The sequence below is a fragment of the Nonomuraea angiospora genome, from assembly GCF_014873145.1.
Lineage (GTDB): Bacteria > Actinomycetota > Actinomycetes > Streptosporangiales > Streptosporangiaceae > Nonomuraea > Nonomuraea angiospora.
On sequence record NZ_JADBEK010000001.1, the window covers coordinates 5,116,690 to 5,130,914 of the forward strand.

The 14,225-nt window shown below is 71.6% G+C and carries 9 protein-coding genes and 1 pseudogene; 4 read left to right on the forward strand and 6 right to left on the reverse strand.

Going from position 1 to position 14,225, the window contains the following annotated elements:
• Positions 1 to 30 precede the first annotated feature (30 nt).
• The gene (locus H4W80_RS23125) at positions 31 to 1,155 is read left to right on the forward strand and encodes an acyltransferase family protein (RefSeq protein WP_192787007.1); all 1,125 of its coding nucleotides are present in this window, start codon (positions 31 to 33) and stop codon (positions 1,153 to 1,155) included.
• Between the two features lie 6 nt (positions 1,156 to 1,161).
• On the opposite strand, the gene H4W80_RS23130 is transcribed toward H4W80_RS23125, so the two are convergent.
• A complete protein-coding gene (locus H4W80_RS23130; protein WP_225963611.1) occupies positions 1,162 to 1,965 on the reverse strand; it encodes an SAM-dependent methyltransferase in 804 nt (267 codons plus the stop codon).
• Positions 1,966 to 2,040: 75 nt separating this feature from the next.
• A complete protein-coding gene (locus H4W80_RS23135) occupies positions 2,041 to 2,940 on the reverse strand; it encodes an LLM class F420-dependent oxidoreductase (RefSeq protein WP_192787008.1) in 900 nt (299 codons plus the stop codon).
• 320 nt (positions 2,941 to 3,260) lie between these two features.
• Between H4W80_RS23135 and H4W80_RS23140 the strand changes: the two genes are divergently transcribed.
• Complete coding sequence (locus tag H4W80_RS23140; RefSeq protein WP_192787009.1) at positions 3,261 to 4,160, forward strand: DUF6807 domain-containing protein; 900 nt, start codon at positions 3,261 to 3,263, stop codon at positions 4,158 to 4,160.
• Positions 4,157 to 5,401 (forward strand): ROK family transcriptional regulator, encoded by a 1,245-nt coding sequence (locus H4W80_RS23145; RefSeq protein ID WP_192787010.1) that lies wholly within the window; start codon positions 4,157 to 4,159, stop codon positions 5,399 to 5,401. Before H4W80_RS23140 ends, H4W80_RS23145 begins: the two co-directional genes overlap by 4 nt.
• A 37-nt stretch (positions 5,402 to 5,438) precedes the next feature.
• On the opposite strand, the gene H4W80_RS23150 is transcribed toward H4W80_RS23145, so the two are convergent.
• The 3 genes from H4W80_RS23150 to H4W80_RS23160 all read right to left on the reverse strand — a co-directional run bounded on the left by H4W80_RS23150 (position 5,439) and on the right by H4W80_RS23160 (position 11,866).
• On the reverse strand, positions 5,439 to 6,632 hold the full coding sequence (locus tag H4W80_RS23150; protein ID WP_192787011.1) for an esterase-like activity of phytase family protein: 1,194 nt from the start codon (positions 6,630 to 6,632) through the stop codon (positions 5,439 to 5,441).
• Positions 6,633 to 6,694: 62 nt separating this feature from the next.
• Positions 6,695 to 7,843 (reverse strand): HupE/UreJ family protein, encoded by a 1,149-nt coding sequence (locus H4W80_RS23155; RefSeq protein ID WP_192787012.1) that lies wholly within the window; start codon positions 7,841 to 7,843, stop codon positions 6,695 to 6,697.
• Positions 7,844 to 7,897: 54 nt separating this feature from the next.
• Positions 7,898 to 11,866, reverse strand: a complete 3,969-nt coding sequence (locus H4W80_RS23160) for a metallophosphoesterase (protein WP_192787013.1) — start codon at positions 11,864 to 11,866, stop codon at positions 7,898 to 7,900.
• Positions 11,867 to 12,104: 238 nt separating this feature from the next.
• Here H4W80_RS23160 and H4W80_RS23165 point away from each other — a divergent pair.
• A pseudogene (locus H4W80_RS23165) lies at positions 12,105 to 12,956 on the forward strand (RNA polymerase sigma-70 factor); the annotation flags it as partial.
• Positions 12,957 to 12,968: 12 nt separating this feature from the next.
• Here H4W80_RS23165 and H4W80_RS23170 read toward each other — a convergent pair.
• Complete coding sequence (locus H4W80_RS23170; protein WP_225963612.1) at positions 12,969 to 14,207, reverse strand: YbfB/YjiJ family MFS transporter; 1,239 nt, start codon at positions 14,205 to 14,207, stop codon at positions 12,969 to 12,971.
• Between the last annotated feature and the right edge of the window lie 18 nt (positions 14,208 to 14,225).

Consider the following 14,225-nt stretch of genomic DNA (forward strand, 5'->3'; position numbering starts at 1 on the left):
CACCGGCGCGAATGGCCTAGAATCCGGCAGATGTTCAGGGCCCCTGCCCGGCTGGCCTGGCTGGACGCCCTGCGGGGGCCGGCCGCGCTGGCCGTCGCCATGCACCACGCCGGCTGGACCTTCGTCCCGGACCTCTGGGCGGAGGTGGACCGGCGGATCGACCTCGGTAGCTGGGGCGTGTTCGTGTTCTTCCTGGTCAGCGGGTACATCATCCCCGCCTCCCTGGAGCGGCGCGGCGACGTGCGCGCCTTCTGGACCGGGCGGGCCTTCCGCCTCCTCCCCCTGCTGGCCGGCGCCTGCTGCCTGGTGCTGCTCCTCGCCCTGGCGGGCGTGCTCCCCCTCGACCCCCGGCTCGCCGAGCGCCCCCTCCCCGTGGTCGCGCTCGGCAACCTCACCATGCTGCAGGAGCTGCTCAACCTGCCGGCCGTCATCAGCGTGACGTGGACGCTCTCGTACGAGCTGGCGTTCTACCTGATCTGCGTGGCGCTGTTCCAGGTGCGGCAGGCCGGCAGGTCGGCGGAGATCGCCGTCGTCCTGGCGCTGGCAGCGGTGGGCCTGGGCCTGATGGTGCCGCAGACGATGATCGGCGCCCGGGACGACGTGGCCGCCGTGCTGCTCCCCGTCGCGGTCGTGGCGGCCGTCGTGGTGACGGCCCTCGGGCACGGCAGGGTACGCACGGCCGCCGCTGTCGCGGGCGGTCTCCTCGGGCTCGGGCTGGTGGTCCTGGGCAGCCGGGCCGGCACCTGGCAGGGCCTGATCATCCTGGCGACGATGTTCGCGGGGACGGCGGTGTACCGGGCCGAGCAGGGTGCCGTCCCCTGGCGCGCGGCGGCCGTCGCGGTGGCGGTGGTGCTGGGCTGCGGGCTCTTCGCCAAGGACGAACCCAGCTGGGCGCCCGCGATCGCGCTCGCGTACGGGGCCTTCGGGCTGGCGTTCGCGCTGCGCCGGCGGGCGTTCCCGCGCTGGCTGGCGCAACTCGGCGTGATCAGCTTCTCCGTCTACCTGCTGCACCCGATCCTGCTGCACGTGATCCCGAACCCGGTGCTGTACTTCCTGGCCCTGATCCCGCTCAGCGCCATGACCTACCGGCTCATCGAGGCTCCGGCCCAGCGCCTCGGCAGACGCCTGGTCGCCAGGGGCGCGGAGCCTCGATGAGGCGGCTCACGGCTTGCGGCCGACTCCCCCGTACAGCCACCGCGTGGCGGCGGGAGCCGGGTCGGCCGGGTCGGGGTGCCAGGTGTCGATGGTGACCAGGCCGGGATCCACCAGGTCGAACCCATCGAAGAAACCCGCCACGTCGGCGTGCCCGCGGAAGTAGATCGGCGTCGGCGTCGCCGCGTACACCGTCTCGATCTGGGCGACCGCGTCCTCCGGGTGGCCGTCGACGGTGACGTGGGTGGCCGTCAGGTGGCTGCCGGAGACCAGGGCATGGCGCAGCTGGCCCATGACCGAGGCGCGCTCTTCCAGGGTGAGGAAGTGCACCATGGCGATCATCAGGACGCCGACCGGCTCGTTGAAGTCGATGAGCTTGACGGTCTCCGGGTGCCCGAGCACGTCGGCCGGGCGGCGCATGTCGGCGGCGGCCACGGTGGTGTTGTGGTCGGTCGCCAGGAGCGCGCGGCCGTGTTGCAGCACGACCGGGTCGTTGTCGACGTACACCACCCGGGCGTCCGGGATGATCTGCTGGGCGATCTCGTGCGTGTTGCCCACGGTGGGCAGGCCGGAGCCGATGTCGATGAACTGCCGGATCCCCTGCCGGGCCATGTACCGCACCGCGCGGCGCAGGAACGCCCGGTTCTCCTGGGCCAGCTGGCGGATCTCGGGCATCGCCTTCTCGACCCGCCGTACGGCGTCCCGGTCGACCTCGAAGTTGTCCTTGCCTCCGAGGTAGTAGTCGTACATACGGGCGACGCTTGGCCTGGTGACGTCGATCCCCATAGCTCCGCCACCGCCTTGCTCCGGCATGCCACGGCCTCCATTCGTGATCATTGCGTACACAAGTTATCGCAATCCGCGAGGGAGGCGAGTCAGGTTTTGGTGTCAAACGTGGCGTTCTGCTCCCATCGTCTGGCTCCCGTCACGGCCGGACGGAGTCATGGTGGAGATCCGCGCGGCGAGCTCGGCCAGGTGGGTCAGCCACGCCTCGGCGGCGGGGTCGGGCACGGCGACGATGACGTGGTCGATGCCCAGGGCGGCGAGTTCGGCGCAGCGCCGGACGCTCTGTTCGACGCTTTCGCCGTCGGGGATGCGCATGTGGAGGGTCTTCTCGATGTCCTCGTAGGGCCGGCCCAGGCGTTCGCAGTGGGCGCGCAGCACGCCGAGCTTGTGGCGGACGTCGGCGCCGTACAGGAAGTTGCAGGCGTCGGCGTACTGGGCGACGAGGCGGAGGGTCTTCTTCTCCCCGCTGCCGCCGATGAGGACGGCCGGGTCGGCCTGCGGCGCGTTGAGCGTACGTTCCAGGCTGTAGTGCCGGCCCCGGTACGGCCCGTCCTGGTCGCTCCACATCTGCCGGGCGATCTGGAGGGTCTCCTCCAGCCGCTCGAACCGTTCGGCCAGCGGCGGGAAGGGCAGCCCGAGACCGCGGGCCTCGGGCTCGTACCAGCCGGCCCCGATGCCGAGGACGGCCCGGCCGCCGGAGAGCGCGTCCAGGGTGCTGACCTGCTTGATCAGCAGGCCGGGCGCGCGGTAGACGGCGCCGGTCACGAGCGTGCCCAGGCTCACCCGGCTGGTGAGGGCGGCGGCGTACGACAGCGCGCCGTACGCCTCCAGCATCGGGTCCTCCACGGCGCCGAAGTTGGGGATCTGGAAGAAGTGGTCCATCACCCAGAGGCTGCGCAGCCCCGCCTGGTCGGCGCCGCGGGCGACGGCGGCGAACTTGCCGGCGATCGCGGCGTCGCCACCGGACCAGAGGAAACGCGGGCAGGTCAGACCGAGGTCCATGGGGGAGCTCCTTGATGGGGCTAGGGGGAAGGCGCCCGTCCTGAATGCGGGCATGAAAAAACCCTCTCGCCCGGGCTGTGCCCGAGGCCGAGAGGGCTCCGATAAGAGCATTATCTCACGTCTCTGCTGGCGAGCGTCTCCATGCTCGCCACCACGATGACGGGCGCCGTGGCCGCCGCGCCCCGCCCCACGTGACACCCCCGAGGCCCGCCCCGCACACTTGCCGATCTCGAAAGTGGGGAAACCGGGAAGTGTCGTACGCTCAACCCTGGGGAAAGACCCTCGGCCTCGTCGAGGCCCAGAGAGGCGGCGATACGACCATGCACGCTCCCGGCGTACCCCCAGCGCGCACCGACCGGCCGCGCGGAGTCGCCGTGCTGCGGCTGCGCGGGCACGATGTCGCCGAGTACGTCTGGGAGCCCGACCTGCCTCTGTCGGCGTCCCCGCGCCCCTACCTGCATCCCGTGCGCACGCTCGCCGGTGTCACCGTCACCGACGCGGCGCCCGACTCGCACCCCCACCAGTTCGGCATCAGCGTGGCCGCCCCCGACCTCGACGGGTGCAACTTCTGGGGCGGGCGCACCTTCGTCGCCGGCCACGGCCCGGCCTGGCTGGACAACCACGGCACCCAGCGCCACCAGCGCTGGCTGCGCCGCACCAGCACCGAGCTGCACCACACCCTCGAATGGGCCGACCCGCGCCAGGCGACGCTGCTGCGGGAGCAGCGCTCGATCACCTGCCGGCCGGTGGACGAGACCGCCTGGTCCCTGAGCGTGCGCACCCGGCTCACCAACGCCACCGACCGGCCGCTGCCGTGGCGCACCCCGGCGGCGCTGGGCCGGCTCGGCGCCGGCTACGGCGGCATCTTCTGGCGCGGCCCCGCCTTCGCCGGCGCCGCGCAGGTGCTCAGCCCGGACGGCGCCGACGTCCAGCGCGTCCACGGACAGGCCGCCGACTGGGTCGCCGTCGCCGGCCGCGACCCCGAGGGCCGCCCCTGGACGACGCTCTTCACCCACGCCGGCGAGACCGGGGCGCGCGACAGGTGGTTCGTCCGCGCCCGCGACTACCTCGGGGTCTGCTCGTCACCGGCCTGGGACGAACCGCTCGTGCTGGCGCCCGGCGAGAGCGTCGACCGGCACGTCGTCGCCGTGGTGATCGACGGGGTCGTCACCGCCGCCACGGCCGCCGAGCTCGCCGGCTCCGCCCGGTCGGCCGCATGACCGCGCGCGTCCGGCCGAGCAGGCCCCGCCAGTCCGAAGAACCCGTACGGCAGGAGAACCTGCGCGCCCTCAACCTGGAGCTGGTCTTCCGCCACATCCTCGCCGCCGACGGCCCCATCTCCCGCACCGAGCTCGCCTCGGTCACCGGGCTGACCCGCCCCACCATCACCCGCATCGCCGAGGAGCTCCTGGCCGGCAAGCTCATCACCGAGGCCGGCCTGTCGCACAACGGACGCGCGGGCCGGCCCCGCGTCGGCCTGACGCTGTCCGAGAAGGGGCCGGCCGGGCTCGGGCTCGACATCCGCGCGGACGGCCTGGCGGCCTGCGTGGTCGACCTCACCGGCACCGTCCGCCATCTGGCCTTCACCCCCGCGACCTACTCCGGCTGGAGCGCTCCCGACGTGCTCGCGCAGCTCGCGCACATGGCCAGGGCCGCCGTCGACGCCACCGCCGCCGAAGACCTCACCGTCCTGACCGCCACCCTCGCCGTCCCCGGCCCGGTGCAGGCGGGCATCGTGCAGTCCGCGCCCGAGCTCGGCTGGCGCGACGTCGACGCCCAGGCGTTGCTGCGCGACGCCCTCCATCCCCTCGACCTGCCGATCACCGTGGACAACGAGGCCAACCTGGCCGCCCTCGGCGAGCTCTACGCCAGCGACAACACCCTCGACAGCTTCGTGTACGTCTCCGGCGGGCTCGGCATCGGCGCCGGCATCGTCCTGGACGGGCAGCTCATGCGCGGCGCCCGGGGCTGGAGCGGCGAGCTCGGCCACGTGACGGTCTACCCCGACGGCAACGCCTGCCCGTGCGGCTCGCGCGGCTGCCTGCAGACGTACGCCAGCCTGTCCGCCGTCCTCGGCGACGAGCCCGCGCCGGCCGGCACCACCCCCGACGCCGCCGCCACCGGCCGGGCCGAGGCGGGTCACCCCGCCACCGTCGCCGCCCTCGACGCGGCCGGCACCGCGCTGGGCATCGCGGTGGCCGACATGCTCAACATCCTCGACATCGACACCGTGCTGCTGGGCGGCAGCTTCTCCCTGCTGGCGTCCTGGCTCACCGCGAACGCCAGGGCCGAGATCGACCGGCGCGTCCTGACCGCCGCCTGGGCGCCCATCACGCTCCGGCCCGCTCTACTGGGCCCGGACGCCGCCGTCATCGGCGCCGCGCTGACCTCCATCGACCAGGTCCGCCGGCATCCGGCCACCTGGCTCGCCCGCCGGCCTGACCACGTGACCTCGGCCTGAGGGTCTTCCCGGCGGGCCGCCGGGAAGACCCCGCCCGTCAGCGGGTGTGCAGGCGCCAGGGCAGGCGGACGGTGATGAACTCGTTGTTGTCCGGCCGGCCGGGCGTGCGTCCCGACGAGAACGGGAAGTTGTTGTCGTTGAGGATCCCGAGCGTACGGTCGTCCAGGATGACGACGTCCTCGATGGTCTGGAACGGGAAGCGGAAGGTCTCGCCGAACCCGCCGAGCCCCTTGGGGTTGGCCAGGTCCAGCAGGTCGGCGGCCAGGGTCTTGTCCATGGCGCCGTCGTGGTCGCGGTCGCGGGTGTCGGCCAGGTAGACGCGCTTGAGCGCGGCCGCGTCGCCCTGGTTGTTGTCCCGCTCGATGATCAGGAAGCGGTGCCGGTCCACCGCGATGGCGTCGCCGATCGCGTTGGCGGGGCTGTCCAGCTTGTACGTCCACCGCTTGCCGGTGTAGGCGCGCTTGCGCACGTCGAACTCGTTCATCCGCAGCGTGCCCGCCGGATCGCCGTTGACCGTGCCCTCCAGCAGCGGATACAGCCACCGCCCGTCCGCCGAGCGGGCCATGCCCTCGAAGCCCTTGCTGCCGGCCAGGTTGGGGGCCGCGCCGTTCAGCGTCGGGTTCTCGGGCGCCTTGACGCCCGGCAGCTCGATCGGGGCCTCCAGCAGCGTGCCCCGCGCGGAGAAGTGCAGCAGGAACGGGCCGAACTCGTCGCCGATCCAGTAGGTGCCGTCATCGGCCCGCACGATCGACTCCACGTCGAAGTCGGCGCCGGTGAGCTTGCGGTCGGCCCTGGTCAGCGGCCAGGACACCCGGCCCTGCGGGTCGGACAGGTTGAACCCGCCGAGCACGTCCACGGTGCCCGCGCGGAAGTCCGGCTTGACGCGGTGGACGCGCAGGAGGAAGTCGGCGCTGTTGGCCTTGTTGCCGTACCCGTTGTCGGACAGGACGTCGAACGTGCCGTCACCGCGCCGGACGATGCCGCTGAACCCCTGGACCGGCTGGCCGGAGAAGGGCGGGGTCACCCCGTTGATCGGAGCCGTGCCGATCTGGGAGCCGGACGGCTCGCTGCCGGGCACGAAGGTCTGCGCGGGGAGCGAGGCGAACCCGGTCAGCGTGGCCCGGGCCGCGCCGTCCGGCGTGGCGGCAGCGGTGGCGGAGGACGCGGGGCCGGTCGCGGCGATGCTCGCGGCCAGCGCGGCGGCGCCTACCGCCAGGGAGATGCGTTTCATGCCCGGCACGGTAGAGGGTGCAAATGACGCGTTTCCTAACAAAACGTGCATGCCGCGTTCATCTATAGCGGCAGGGGGATGCGGTCGAAGAACCAGTACAGGCTGACCGCCACGATGGGGACCGTGATCGCGGCCACCGCCCAGCGGGCCGCGGCCGTGCGGCGCAGCAGCGCCAGCAGCGGGAAGAGCACGGCGATGAGCACGAGCTGCGTCACCTCGATGCCGAGGTTGAAGCTCAGGAGCGACAGGAGCAGCCCCCAGGACCCGCTCTCCTTGATGTCCAGCGCGCCCGCGAAGCCGAGCCCGTGGATCAGTCCGAAGGCGAAGACGATCGGCAGCCGCCATCTGCCCAGCTTGTCCTCGTCGCGGCCCAGGAGGTTGGCGACCGCCACGACGATGATCGACACCGCGATGACCGGCTCGACGATCGCTCCGGGAACGTCCACGACCCCCATCGCCGCCAGCAGGAACGTGATGCTGTGCGCGACGGTGAAGGCGGAGGCGGTGACGACGACGTCGCGCAGGCGGCGGGCCCCGATGACCAGGGCCAGCAGGAAGAAGATGTGGTCGAGGCCGAGGAGCAGGTGCTCGGCGCCGAGCACGAAGAACTCCCCGATCTGGCTCGACGCCCGGTGTTCGCCGACCTTCACCGTCGGCGCCGTGGCCTCCAGGACGGCGGAGCCGGTCTCGCCGTCGAGCTCGTAGCGGACCATCGTCTTCGTGCTGTGGACGAAGCTCTCGGCGTCGGGGAACAGCGCGCTGGAGATCTCGTGCGTCCCCCCGCTCTCGCCCTGGCAGGCGTAGGAGTAGGTGAGCACGGCGAAGGCCGCCTTGCCGCGGACGCGTACATCCGCCTCGCCGACCTGGGCAGGCGTGCAGGGCTTGCCGGCGTACGCCACGGCGAAGCGGCGCGTGACATAGTCGGTCACGGCAGCGCGGTTGATCTTGAGCTGGCGGAGCTGCTCGGTCCGCTCCTTCGCGTCGTAGGCCTCGGCGTAGAGCCAGGCCGACTTCATGAGGAGGTCGTACTCGAGGTCGAGCACGGCCTTGACGTCCAGGCCCGAGCCGGTCACCTCGGCGTGGGCGGTCGTGGTCGCGTCGTGCGCCGCCGCCGGGGCGGGACGCGCCAGGTCGGCCAGCACGCCGCCGAGGACCAGGGCGAGGACGACGGCGGGCAGCCAGCGCATGCGGCGCATGTCTCGTCTCTCCATGTAGGGGATGAAGGGCCGCCCCCGGACCGGGGTCCGGGGGCGGCGGGGATCGAGTTAGCGGTTGAACCAGTGGTACATGGGCGAGTCCGGTCCCCACGTGCCGGGGCGGCCGTGCTCGTCCTTGGTGACGAAGACGCTCGGCTCGGAGGCGGTCACGCCGCCGCCGGCGGAGCGCGCGGTGACGAACCAGGCGTAGGCCGTGTCGTCCTTGAGGCGCTGCCAGGTCACCGAGGCGACCTGGCCCGACGTGACCGTGCTCTTACCGATGACCTTCGTCGGCTTGTAGATCGCCAGCGAGTCGGTCTGGAAGGTCGTCGTGCGGGAGGTGAGGTCGACCGGCAGCACCATGTTGTCCTCGAGCCCGTTGTAGCGGCGCAGCGGGTCGTACTCGTTGGCGCCGAACTCGTTGAGCAGCGGGGAGTAGGTGTCCACGCTCAGCTCCGCCCGCTTGACGTTGAACTGCAACATCCGGAAGAAGCTCGCGCCGAACTGGAGCTGGTCCTGCGGGTTGTAGCCGCCGATCGCGGTCAGCCCGAGCCGGTCGGCCGACACCGTGTAGAACTGGTAGTCCGCCAGGAGTTCGACGACGCCGTTGCCGACCTGGCCCACCTTCGGCTTCACGTTGGTGCCCACGCCGTGCTCGTGGCCGGCGAGGATGAGGAAGACGTTGGGGTTCTTCTCGACCACCGTCTTGTACAGCATCGAGCCGTCGGGAGCAGCGAAGCCGGCGCCGCGGCCGTCCGGGTTGGTGCTCGGCACGAGGTAGTCGTGCGAGAGCAGGATGCCGTTGCGGTTGGGGAACTTCTTGAAGACGGAGTCGGCCCACTCGGCCTCCTCCCTCGTCACGCCGTACGACAGGCCGACCACGACGAAGTCGAGCCCGCCCGCGGAGAACAGGTCGTAGTGGTTCTGGTTGTCGCCTTCCCTCCACGGGCCGCCGTACTCGGCGTGCTGCCAGCCCTGCGACGCGCCCTGGTACCGGCCGGGGCCGTAGTACTTGTTGTAGATCGCCTCCGGCCCGTTCTCGGTGCCGGACTGGTTGTCGTGGTTGCCGGCGATCACGCCGTTCGGGATGCCCGCGTCGTCCAGCACCTTCTGCTGCTTCGAGGACACCTCCATCTCGCCGACGACCTGCTGCTGCGTGGCCTCGTCGGCGGGCTTGCGGATGTTGTTCTCGATGATGTCGCCGGTGTGCGCGACGTACGAGATCTTGCGCTGGTCCTTGTTGTCCTTGATCCAGTTGACGATGCCGGCGTAGGCGGACTCCCACACCGCGCGCTCCTCGGGAGTCTCCTGCTCCACCGCGCCCTCGGAGATGTACTGGGTGTCGGTGAAGTGGACGATCGAGAAGTCGTAGGAGGAGGGGTCGGCGAAGCCGTTCGGGTCGCCGGGGTCGATGTCGTCGGCGAACGGGTCCTCACCCGTCACCATGACGTGGACCTGGCGCTTGTCGATGTAGTCGTCGTCGACGACGGCCGAGAGCACGGTCCTGCCCTCGGCGGCGCCGCGGGCGCTCGTCAGCAGGTCCCACGCCTTGGACTTGGTGTTCCACGCCCGCAGCCCCGCCAGGCGCTCGGGGTCGATGGCGCCCTCCCAGCGCAGCACCGGGGAGTCCACGTGACCCTGCACCTCGACGTCGTAGCGCTGGTAGACGAGGTCCTGCCCGGAGGGCGCGTCCAGCGTCTTGCCGTCGGCGGGCTCCAGCCCGTCGGTCCTGACCCGCTTCTCGCCCGGCACCCGCAGGGTCGTCGGGAGAGACTGGGCCGTCCCCTGGTACACCTGCTCCGGGGTGAGGATCTTCGCCTCGTTGAACGTGGCCGTCACCTGGCCGCCGTCGGGCTCGGCCACCTTCGCCGAGAGCGTGACGGGGTCCGACACGTCGGTGGCCCCCCGCGCCGGGCTCAGCTCGGCCGGCGCGTCCGGGATGCCCGCGGACTCGAACACGACCTCGCGGGTCGCGGCGTTGCCGAGCCCGTCGGCGCCGGTCACGGCCAGGGTGTGCTTGCCGGCGCGCAGCCCGGGGCCCACCTGGGCGCCCAGCTCGATCGGCCGGCCGTCGAGCTTGACGTCCGGCCCGGACACGACGCCCGAGGCGTCCTCCAGCTTGACGTCCAGCACGACCGAGGCGGTGATCTTCTCACCCTCGGCCGGCACGCTCTTGGCCACCTTCGGAGCCGAGTTGTCGGTGATCAGGGTGCGGGTGGCGACCTCGCCGGTGGCCGACTCCGCGGCGAGCTTGTGCTTGCCGTCCTTGATCGCGGTGGTGTCGAGGTCCGCGCGCAGGCCGCGGGCCGGGGCGTCCACCAGGAACTCGAGGTCGATCTCGGTGAGCGGGTTCACGTTGTCGCCGCAGTTGCCGTCGCCCAGGCTGTACGAGGTCTTCAGCAGCTGTCCGGTCGCCGTGCCCTGCGCCGGGGTGAGCGCGATGTTCGAGATCGCGAAGTCGTCGCGGTTGTTGCCGCACGAGGTCGGGAAGGTGCCGGCCACGAAGTCGATCGTGTTCCAGCCGGGCACCAGGAACTCGTTCGGGATCGTGAAGTCGACGCGCTTGCTCACGAAGTCGCCGTCTAGCACGACCTTCTGGCCGTTGACGAGCAGGAAGTTCTGATAGCGCGCCTCGATCGAGTTGCTGCCCACGTTGAAGCTGAAGGTCGCCTCGCCCGAGCCGAGCGTCTCGATGACCGGCACCGCCGGAGCGTCGATCTTGTAGCGCAGCTCGGCCTCGCGCAGGAGGGTCTGGCTGCTGCCGCAGGTGCCGTCGCCCATCTCGTACGACGGCTTGAGGTCCTGGCCGGTCACGGTGGCGCCGTCGAGGGTGAGCTCGAGGTTCGTGATCGTGAAGTCGTCGCGGTTGTTGCCGCAGGTCTCCTTGGCGTCGCCGGTGACGACCTTGATCGTGTTGTCGCCGGGCACCAGGAACTTGGCCGGGACCGCGATGGTCACCCGCCGGCTCGCCCAGGTGCCGCCCAGGTCGATGCGCTTGCCGTTGACGAGGAGGAAGTCGTCGTACTTGTCCTCGATCCCGTCCGCGCCCACGTCGAAGCTGAGCATCGCGGCGCCGTTGCCCAGCGTGGGCTTGGTGACGGGCTTCTCGCCGTCCACGGTGAGGGACTTGACGCCGCCCGCGCTGTTCGCCGGGACGTTCGCGAAGACCGGCTTGGTGCCCGCCACGAGCGTGCCGTCCGTCGGCAGCAGGCGCGGCGCGCCGGCCGGGGCGTTGTTCACGGTCACGGTGTTCTTGACGGTCACGCCGGCCGCGGTGGTGGCGGTGATGGTGTGCTCGCCGTTGGACAGCGTCGCGGTGTCCAGGTCCGCGGCCAGGCCCGTGGTGCCCTGCGGGTCGCCCTGGACGAAGAACTTGAGCGTGGCCCGCTTCAGCAGCGTGGTGTTCGTGCCGCAGCTGCCGTCGCCGAAGGAGAGCGTGTACGGGTTGTCCTCGCCGTCCGCGACCTCGCCGAGGAGTTCGAGGCCCACGTCGGACAGCACGAAGTCGTCGTAGTTCGTGCCGCACGAGGACGGGATCGCGCCGACGACGATCTCGACGGTGTTCTCTCCCTTGACGAGGCGCTCGTTCGGGATGTCGATGCTCGCGCGCTCGTTGACGAAGTTGCCGATCTCGCTGCGGTACTCGCCGTTGACGAGCACGTAGCTGTGGTACTGCGCCTCCGTCGAGTTCGAGCCCACGTCGAAGCGGAGCTTGGAGACGCCCACCGTACGGGTGGCGTTGAGCGCGGTGTCGTCGACGGCGAGCTTCGTGACGCTGTCACCGGCCGCGGTCGGGACCGCCGCGACCTTCGCCGTGCCCTCCAGGTACGAACCGGTGGCCGGGGTGAGCGTCGGGGGGCTCGGGACGGCGGTGGTCGTCGGCGTGGGGCTGGGGCGGCCACGGTCCTGTTCCGCGGGCGTCCCCGGGTCGGCGTACGCGGCCGTGACGAAGCTGCTCACCAGCAGCGTCGCGATCGAGGCGGCCAGGGCGAAACGCGCCCGGCCCCCTAAACCGCCCAGTGACTTTCGTGCTGCCATTGGCAGTCCCTCCTATGTGCATAAGCAGCCCATAAAGCGGCTTGCTCTCGGGCGGACACGTTGGAGCGCGCGAGTGAACGTTGTGCAGAGAGAGGCTGAAGGGACGACAAACTATTGCCTGATTCTGGTCATCCGTCACAAATAGGTCTCAATGGGCGCGTACCGGAAGATTGGGATGTCACACCACAGCCCTCTCAGGGGCTCTAGAACAGCAGTCACATGCAGAGGGGGATCCGTGATGTCCGATGTCACCCGGGTGTTCGCCGCCCATCGCGAACTGCTGTTCTCCATCGTCTACAACATGCTGGGCAGCGTCACCGACGCCGAGGACGTGCTGCAGGAGACCTGGCTGGCGTGGGCGTCCAGGGATCCGGACGAGATCGGCCATCCGCGCGCCTACCTCGTACGCGTCGCGGTGAACCAGGCGCTCGCCCACCAGAGCGCCCAGCGCCGGCGCCGCGAGACCTACGTCGGGCCCTGGCTGCCCGAACCCCTCGTCACCTCCCCCGACGCCGCCGACCACGCCGTACGGACCGACACGCTCTCGCTCGCGCTGCTGGTCGTGCTGGAGACGCTGACGCCGCTGGAGCGGGCGGTGTTCATCCTGCACGAGGTCTTCGCCTACGCCCACACCGAGATCGCCCCCATGATCGGCCGCAGCCCGGCCGCGGTGCGGCAGCTCGCCCACCGCGCCCGCGAGCACGTCCAGGCCCGCCGCCCCCGCTCCCAGGTGAACCCGCGCCTCCAGCGGCAGGTGACCGAGCGGTTCGTGGCCGCCGCCTTCGGCGGCGACCTGGAAGGGCTGATGGAGCTCCTGGCGCCGGACGTGACGCTGTGGGCCGACGGCGGCGGCAAGTCGAACGCCGGCGGCCCGCGCCCCATCCGCGGCCGCGACAACGTCTCCCGCGTGCTCATCTCCCGCGCCGCCCAGCCTCTCGACGGGCTGGACATCCAGTACCGCCAGGTCAACGGCGATCCCTGCGCGGTGCTGTTCGTGGAGAACGCCCCGTACGCGGTCATGGTCGTGGACATGACGCCCGACGGCTCCCGGATCCAGGACGTCTACACCGTGAGCAACCCCGACAAGCTCACCCACGTCCCCTCACGGGCTTCCCGGTTGACGGACGGCGCGGACGCGGCGGGGCAGCGGGCCGAGGTGATGGGGGAAGCGGTGGCGCAGCACGCCGGTCGTGGCGGCGGCCAGCGCGACGAGGGCGGCGCCGACGAGCAGCGCCGGGTGGTATCCCCGGCGCAGGAGCGGGGTCACGACCAGGGGGCCGAGGATCTGCCCGACGCTGTAGCCGGTGGTGAGGATGGCGACGGCGCGCGGGATCCGCAGGTGGGCGCCGATGGCCAGGGTGAGGGTGGCCACGCCCAGGAACGTGGCGCCGAACAGGACGGCCGAGACCAGGGCGGGGACGATCCCACCGGCCAGGACGGGCAGCGCGATGCCGGCGGCCTGCACGACGAGCGCGACGAGGACCAGCGCCGGGCGGGACCAGAGGTGGCCGAGCCATGCCCACAGGGCCGTTGAGGGCAGCGCGGCGAGCCCGACCAGGACCCACGCGCCGCTGCCTGCCAGGCCCGGCGCGGTCTGGTCGATCGCGGCGACCAGGAACGTGCCGGCGATGATGTAACCGGTCCCTTCGAGGGTGTAGCCGGCCAGCAGCGCCCCGAACCAGCGCAGCCCGGACCCGGCCCGGGGACCCGACGGCGGGCGCGGCGATGCCTCGGGTGCTGCCGGATCGGCGCGCAGGCCCCAGGCCGGGATCGCCAGCACCGCGGTCAGCGCCGCCGCCGTCCACCAGGCCTGCTGCCAGGTGCCGGTGGTGCGCAGGACCAGCACGGCGACGCCCGACAGGGCGATCCCCGCGCCGATGCCGCCGAAGGCCCAGCCGACGAGGTGCTGCGCGTGGCCGCGAAGACCGGTGAGCACGGCGTCGGCGGCGATGACGAAGATCAGCGCGCTCGCGATCCCGGCGACCAGCCGGAGCGACGACCAGAGCGCGCCGGCGTGCGTGAGCGGCATCAGGGCCAGGGTGACGACCAGGACCGCCAGCGACGGGCGCAGCGCCCGCCGGGAGGCGAAGATCCGAGGGGCGACGATCGCGGCGACCGCGCCGAGGAGGTACCCGACGTAGTTGGCGGTGGCCAGCTCCGCCCCCAGCCGCGGGGACAGCCCGGCCTGCGCGTGCATCATCGGCAGGATCGGGGTGTAGGCGAAGCGGCCGACGCCCATGCCCGCCGCGAGCGCCGCCGCGCCCTGCCCGACGATCCGCCAGGGCCGATCCGCCCGGGTCGCCTCGCCGCTGTCCGTGCCGTGCTCTCGTACGGAGGTCAACCTTCGCCTTTCGTTCGG

Bases quoted from the DNA above. Each gene is read 5' to 3' on its own strand.
- H4W80_RS23125 (WP_192787007.1), top strand. From the start codon at position 31: ATGTTCAGGGCCCCTGCCCGGCTGGCCTGGCTGGACGCCCTGCGGGGG.
- H4W80_RS23130 (WP_225963611.1), bottom strand. From the start codon at position 1,965: ATGCCGGAGCAAGGCGGTGGCGGAGCTATGGGGATCGACGTCACCAGG.
- H4W80_RS23135 (WP_192787008.1), bottom strand. From the start codon at position 2,940: ATGGACCTCGGTCTGACCTGCCCGCGTTTCCTCTGGTCCGGTGGCGAC.
- H4W80_RS23140 (WP_192787009.1), top strand. From the start codon at position 3,261: ATGCACGCTCCCGGCGTACCCCCAGCGCGCACCGACCGGCCGCGCGGA.
- H4W80_RS23145 (WP_192787010.1), top strand. From the start codon at position 4,157: ATGACCGCGCGCGTCCGGCCGAGCAGGCCCCGCCAGTCCGAAGAACCC.
- H4W80_RS23150 (WP_192787011.1), bottom strand. From the start codon at position 6,632: ATGAAACGCATCTCCCTGGCGGTAGGCGCCGCCGCGCTGGCCGCGAGC.
- H4W80_RS23155 (WP_192787012.1), bottom strand. From the start codon at position 7,843: ATGGAGAGACGAGACATGCGCCGCATGCGCTGGCTGCCCGCCGTCGTC.
- H4W80_RS23160 (WP_192787013.1), bottom strand. From the start codon at position 11,866: ATGGCAGCACGAAAGTCACTGGGCGGTTTAGGGGGCCGGGCGCGTTTC.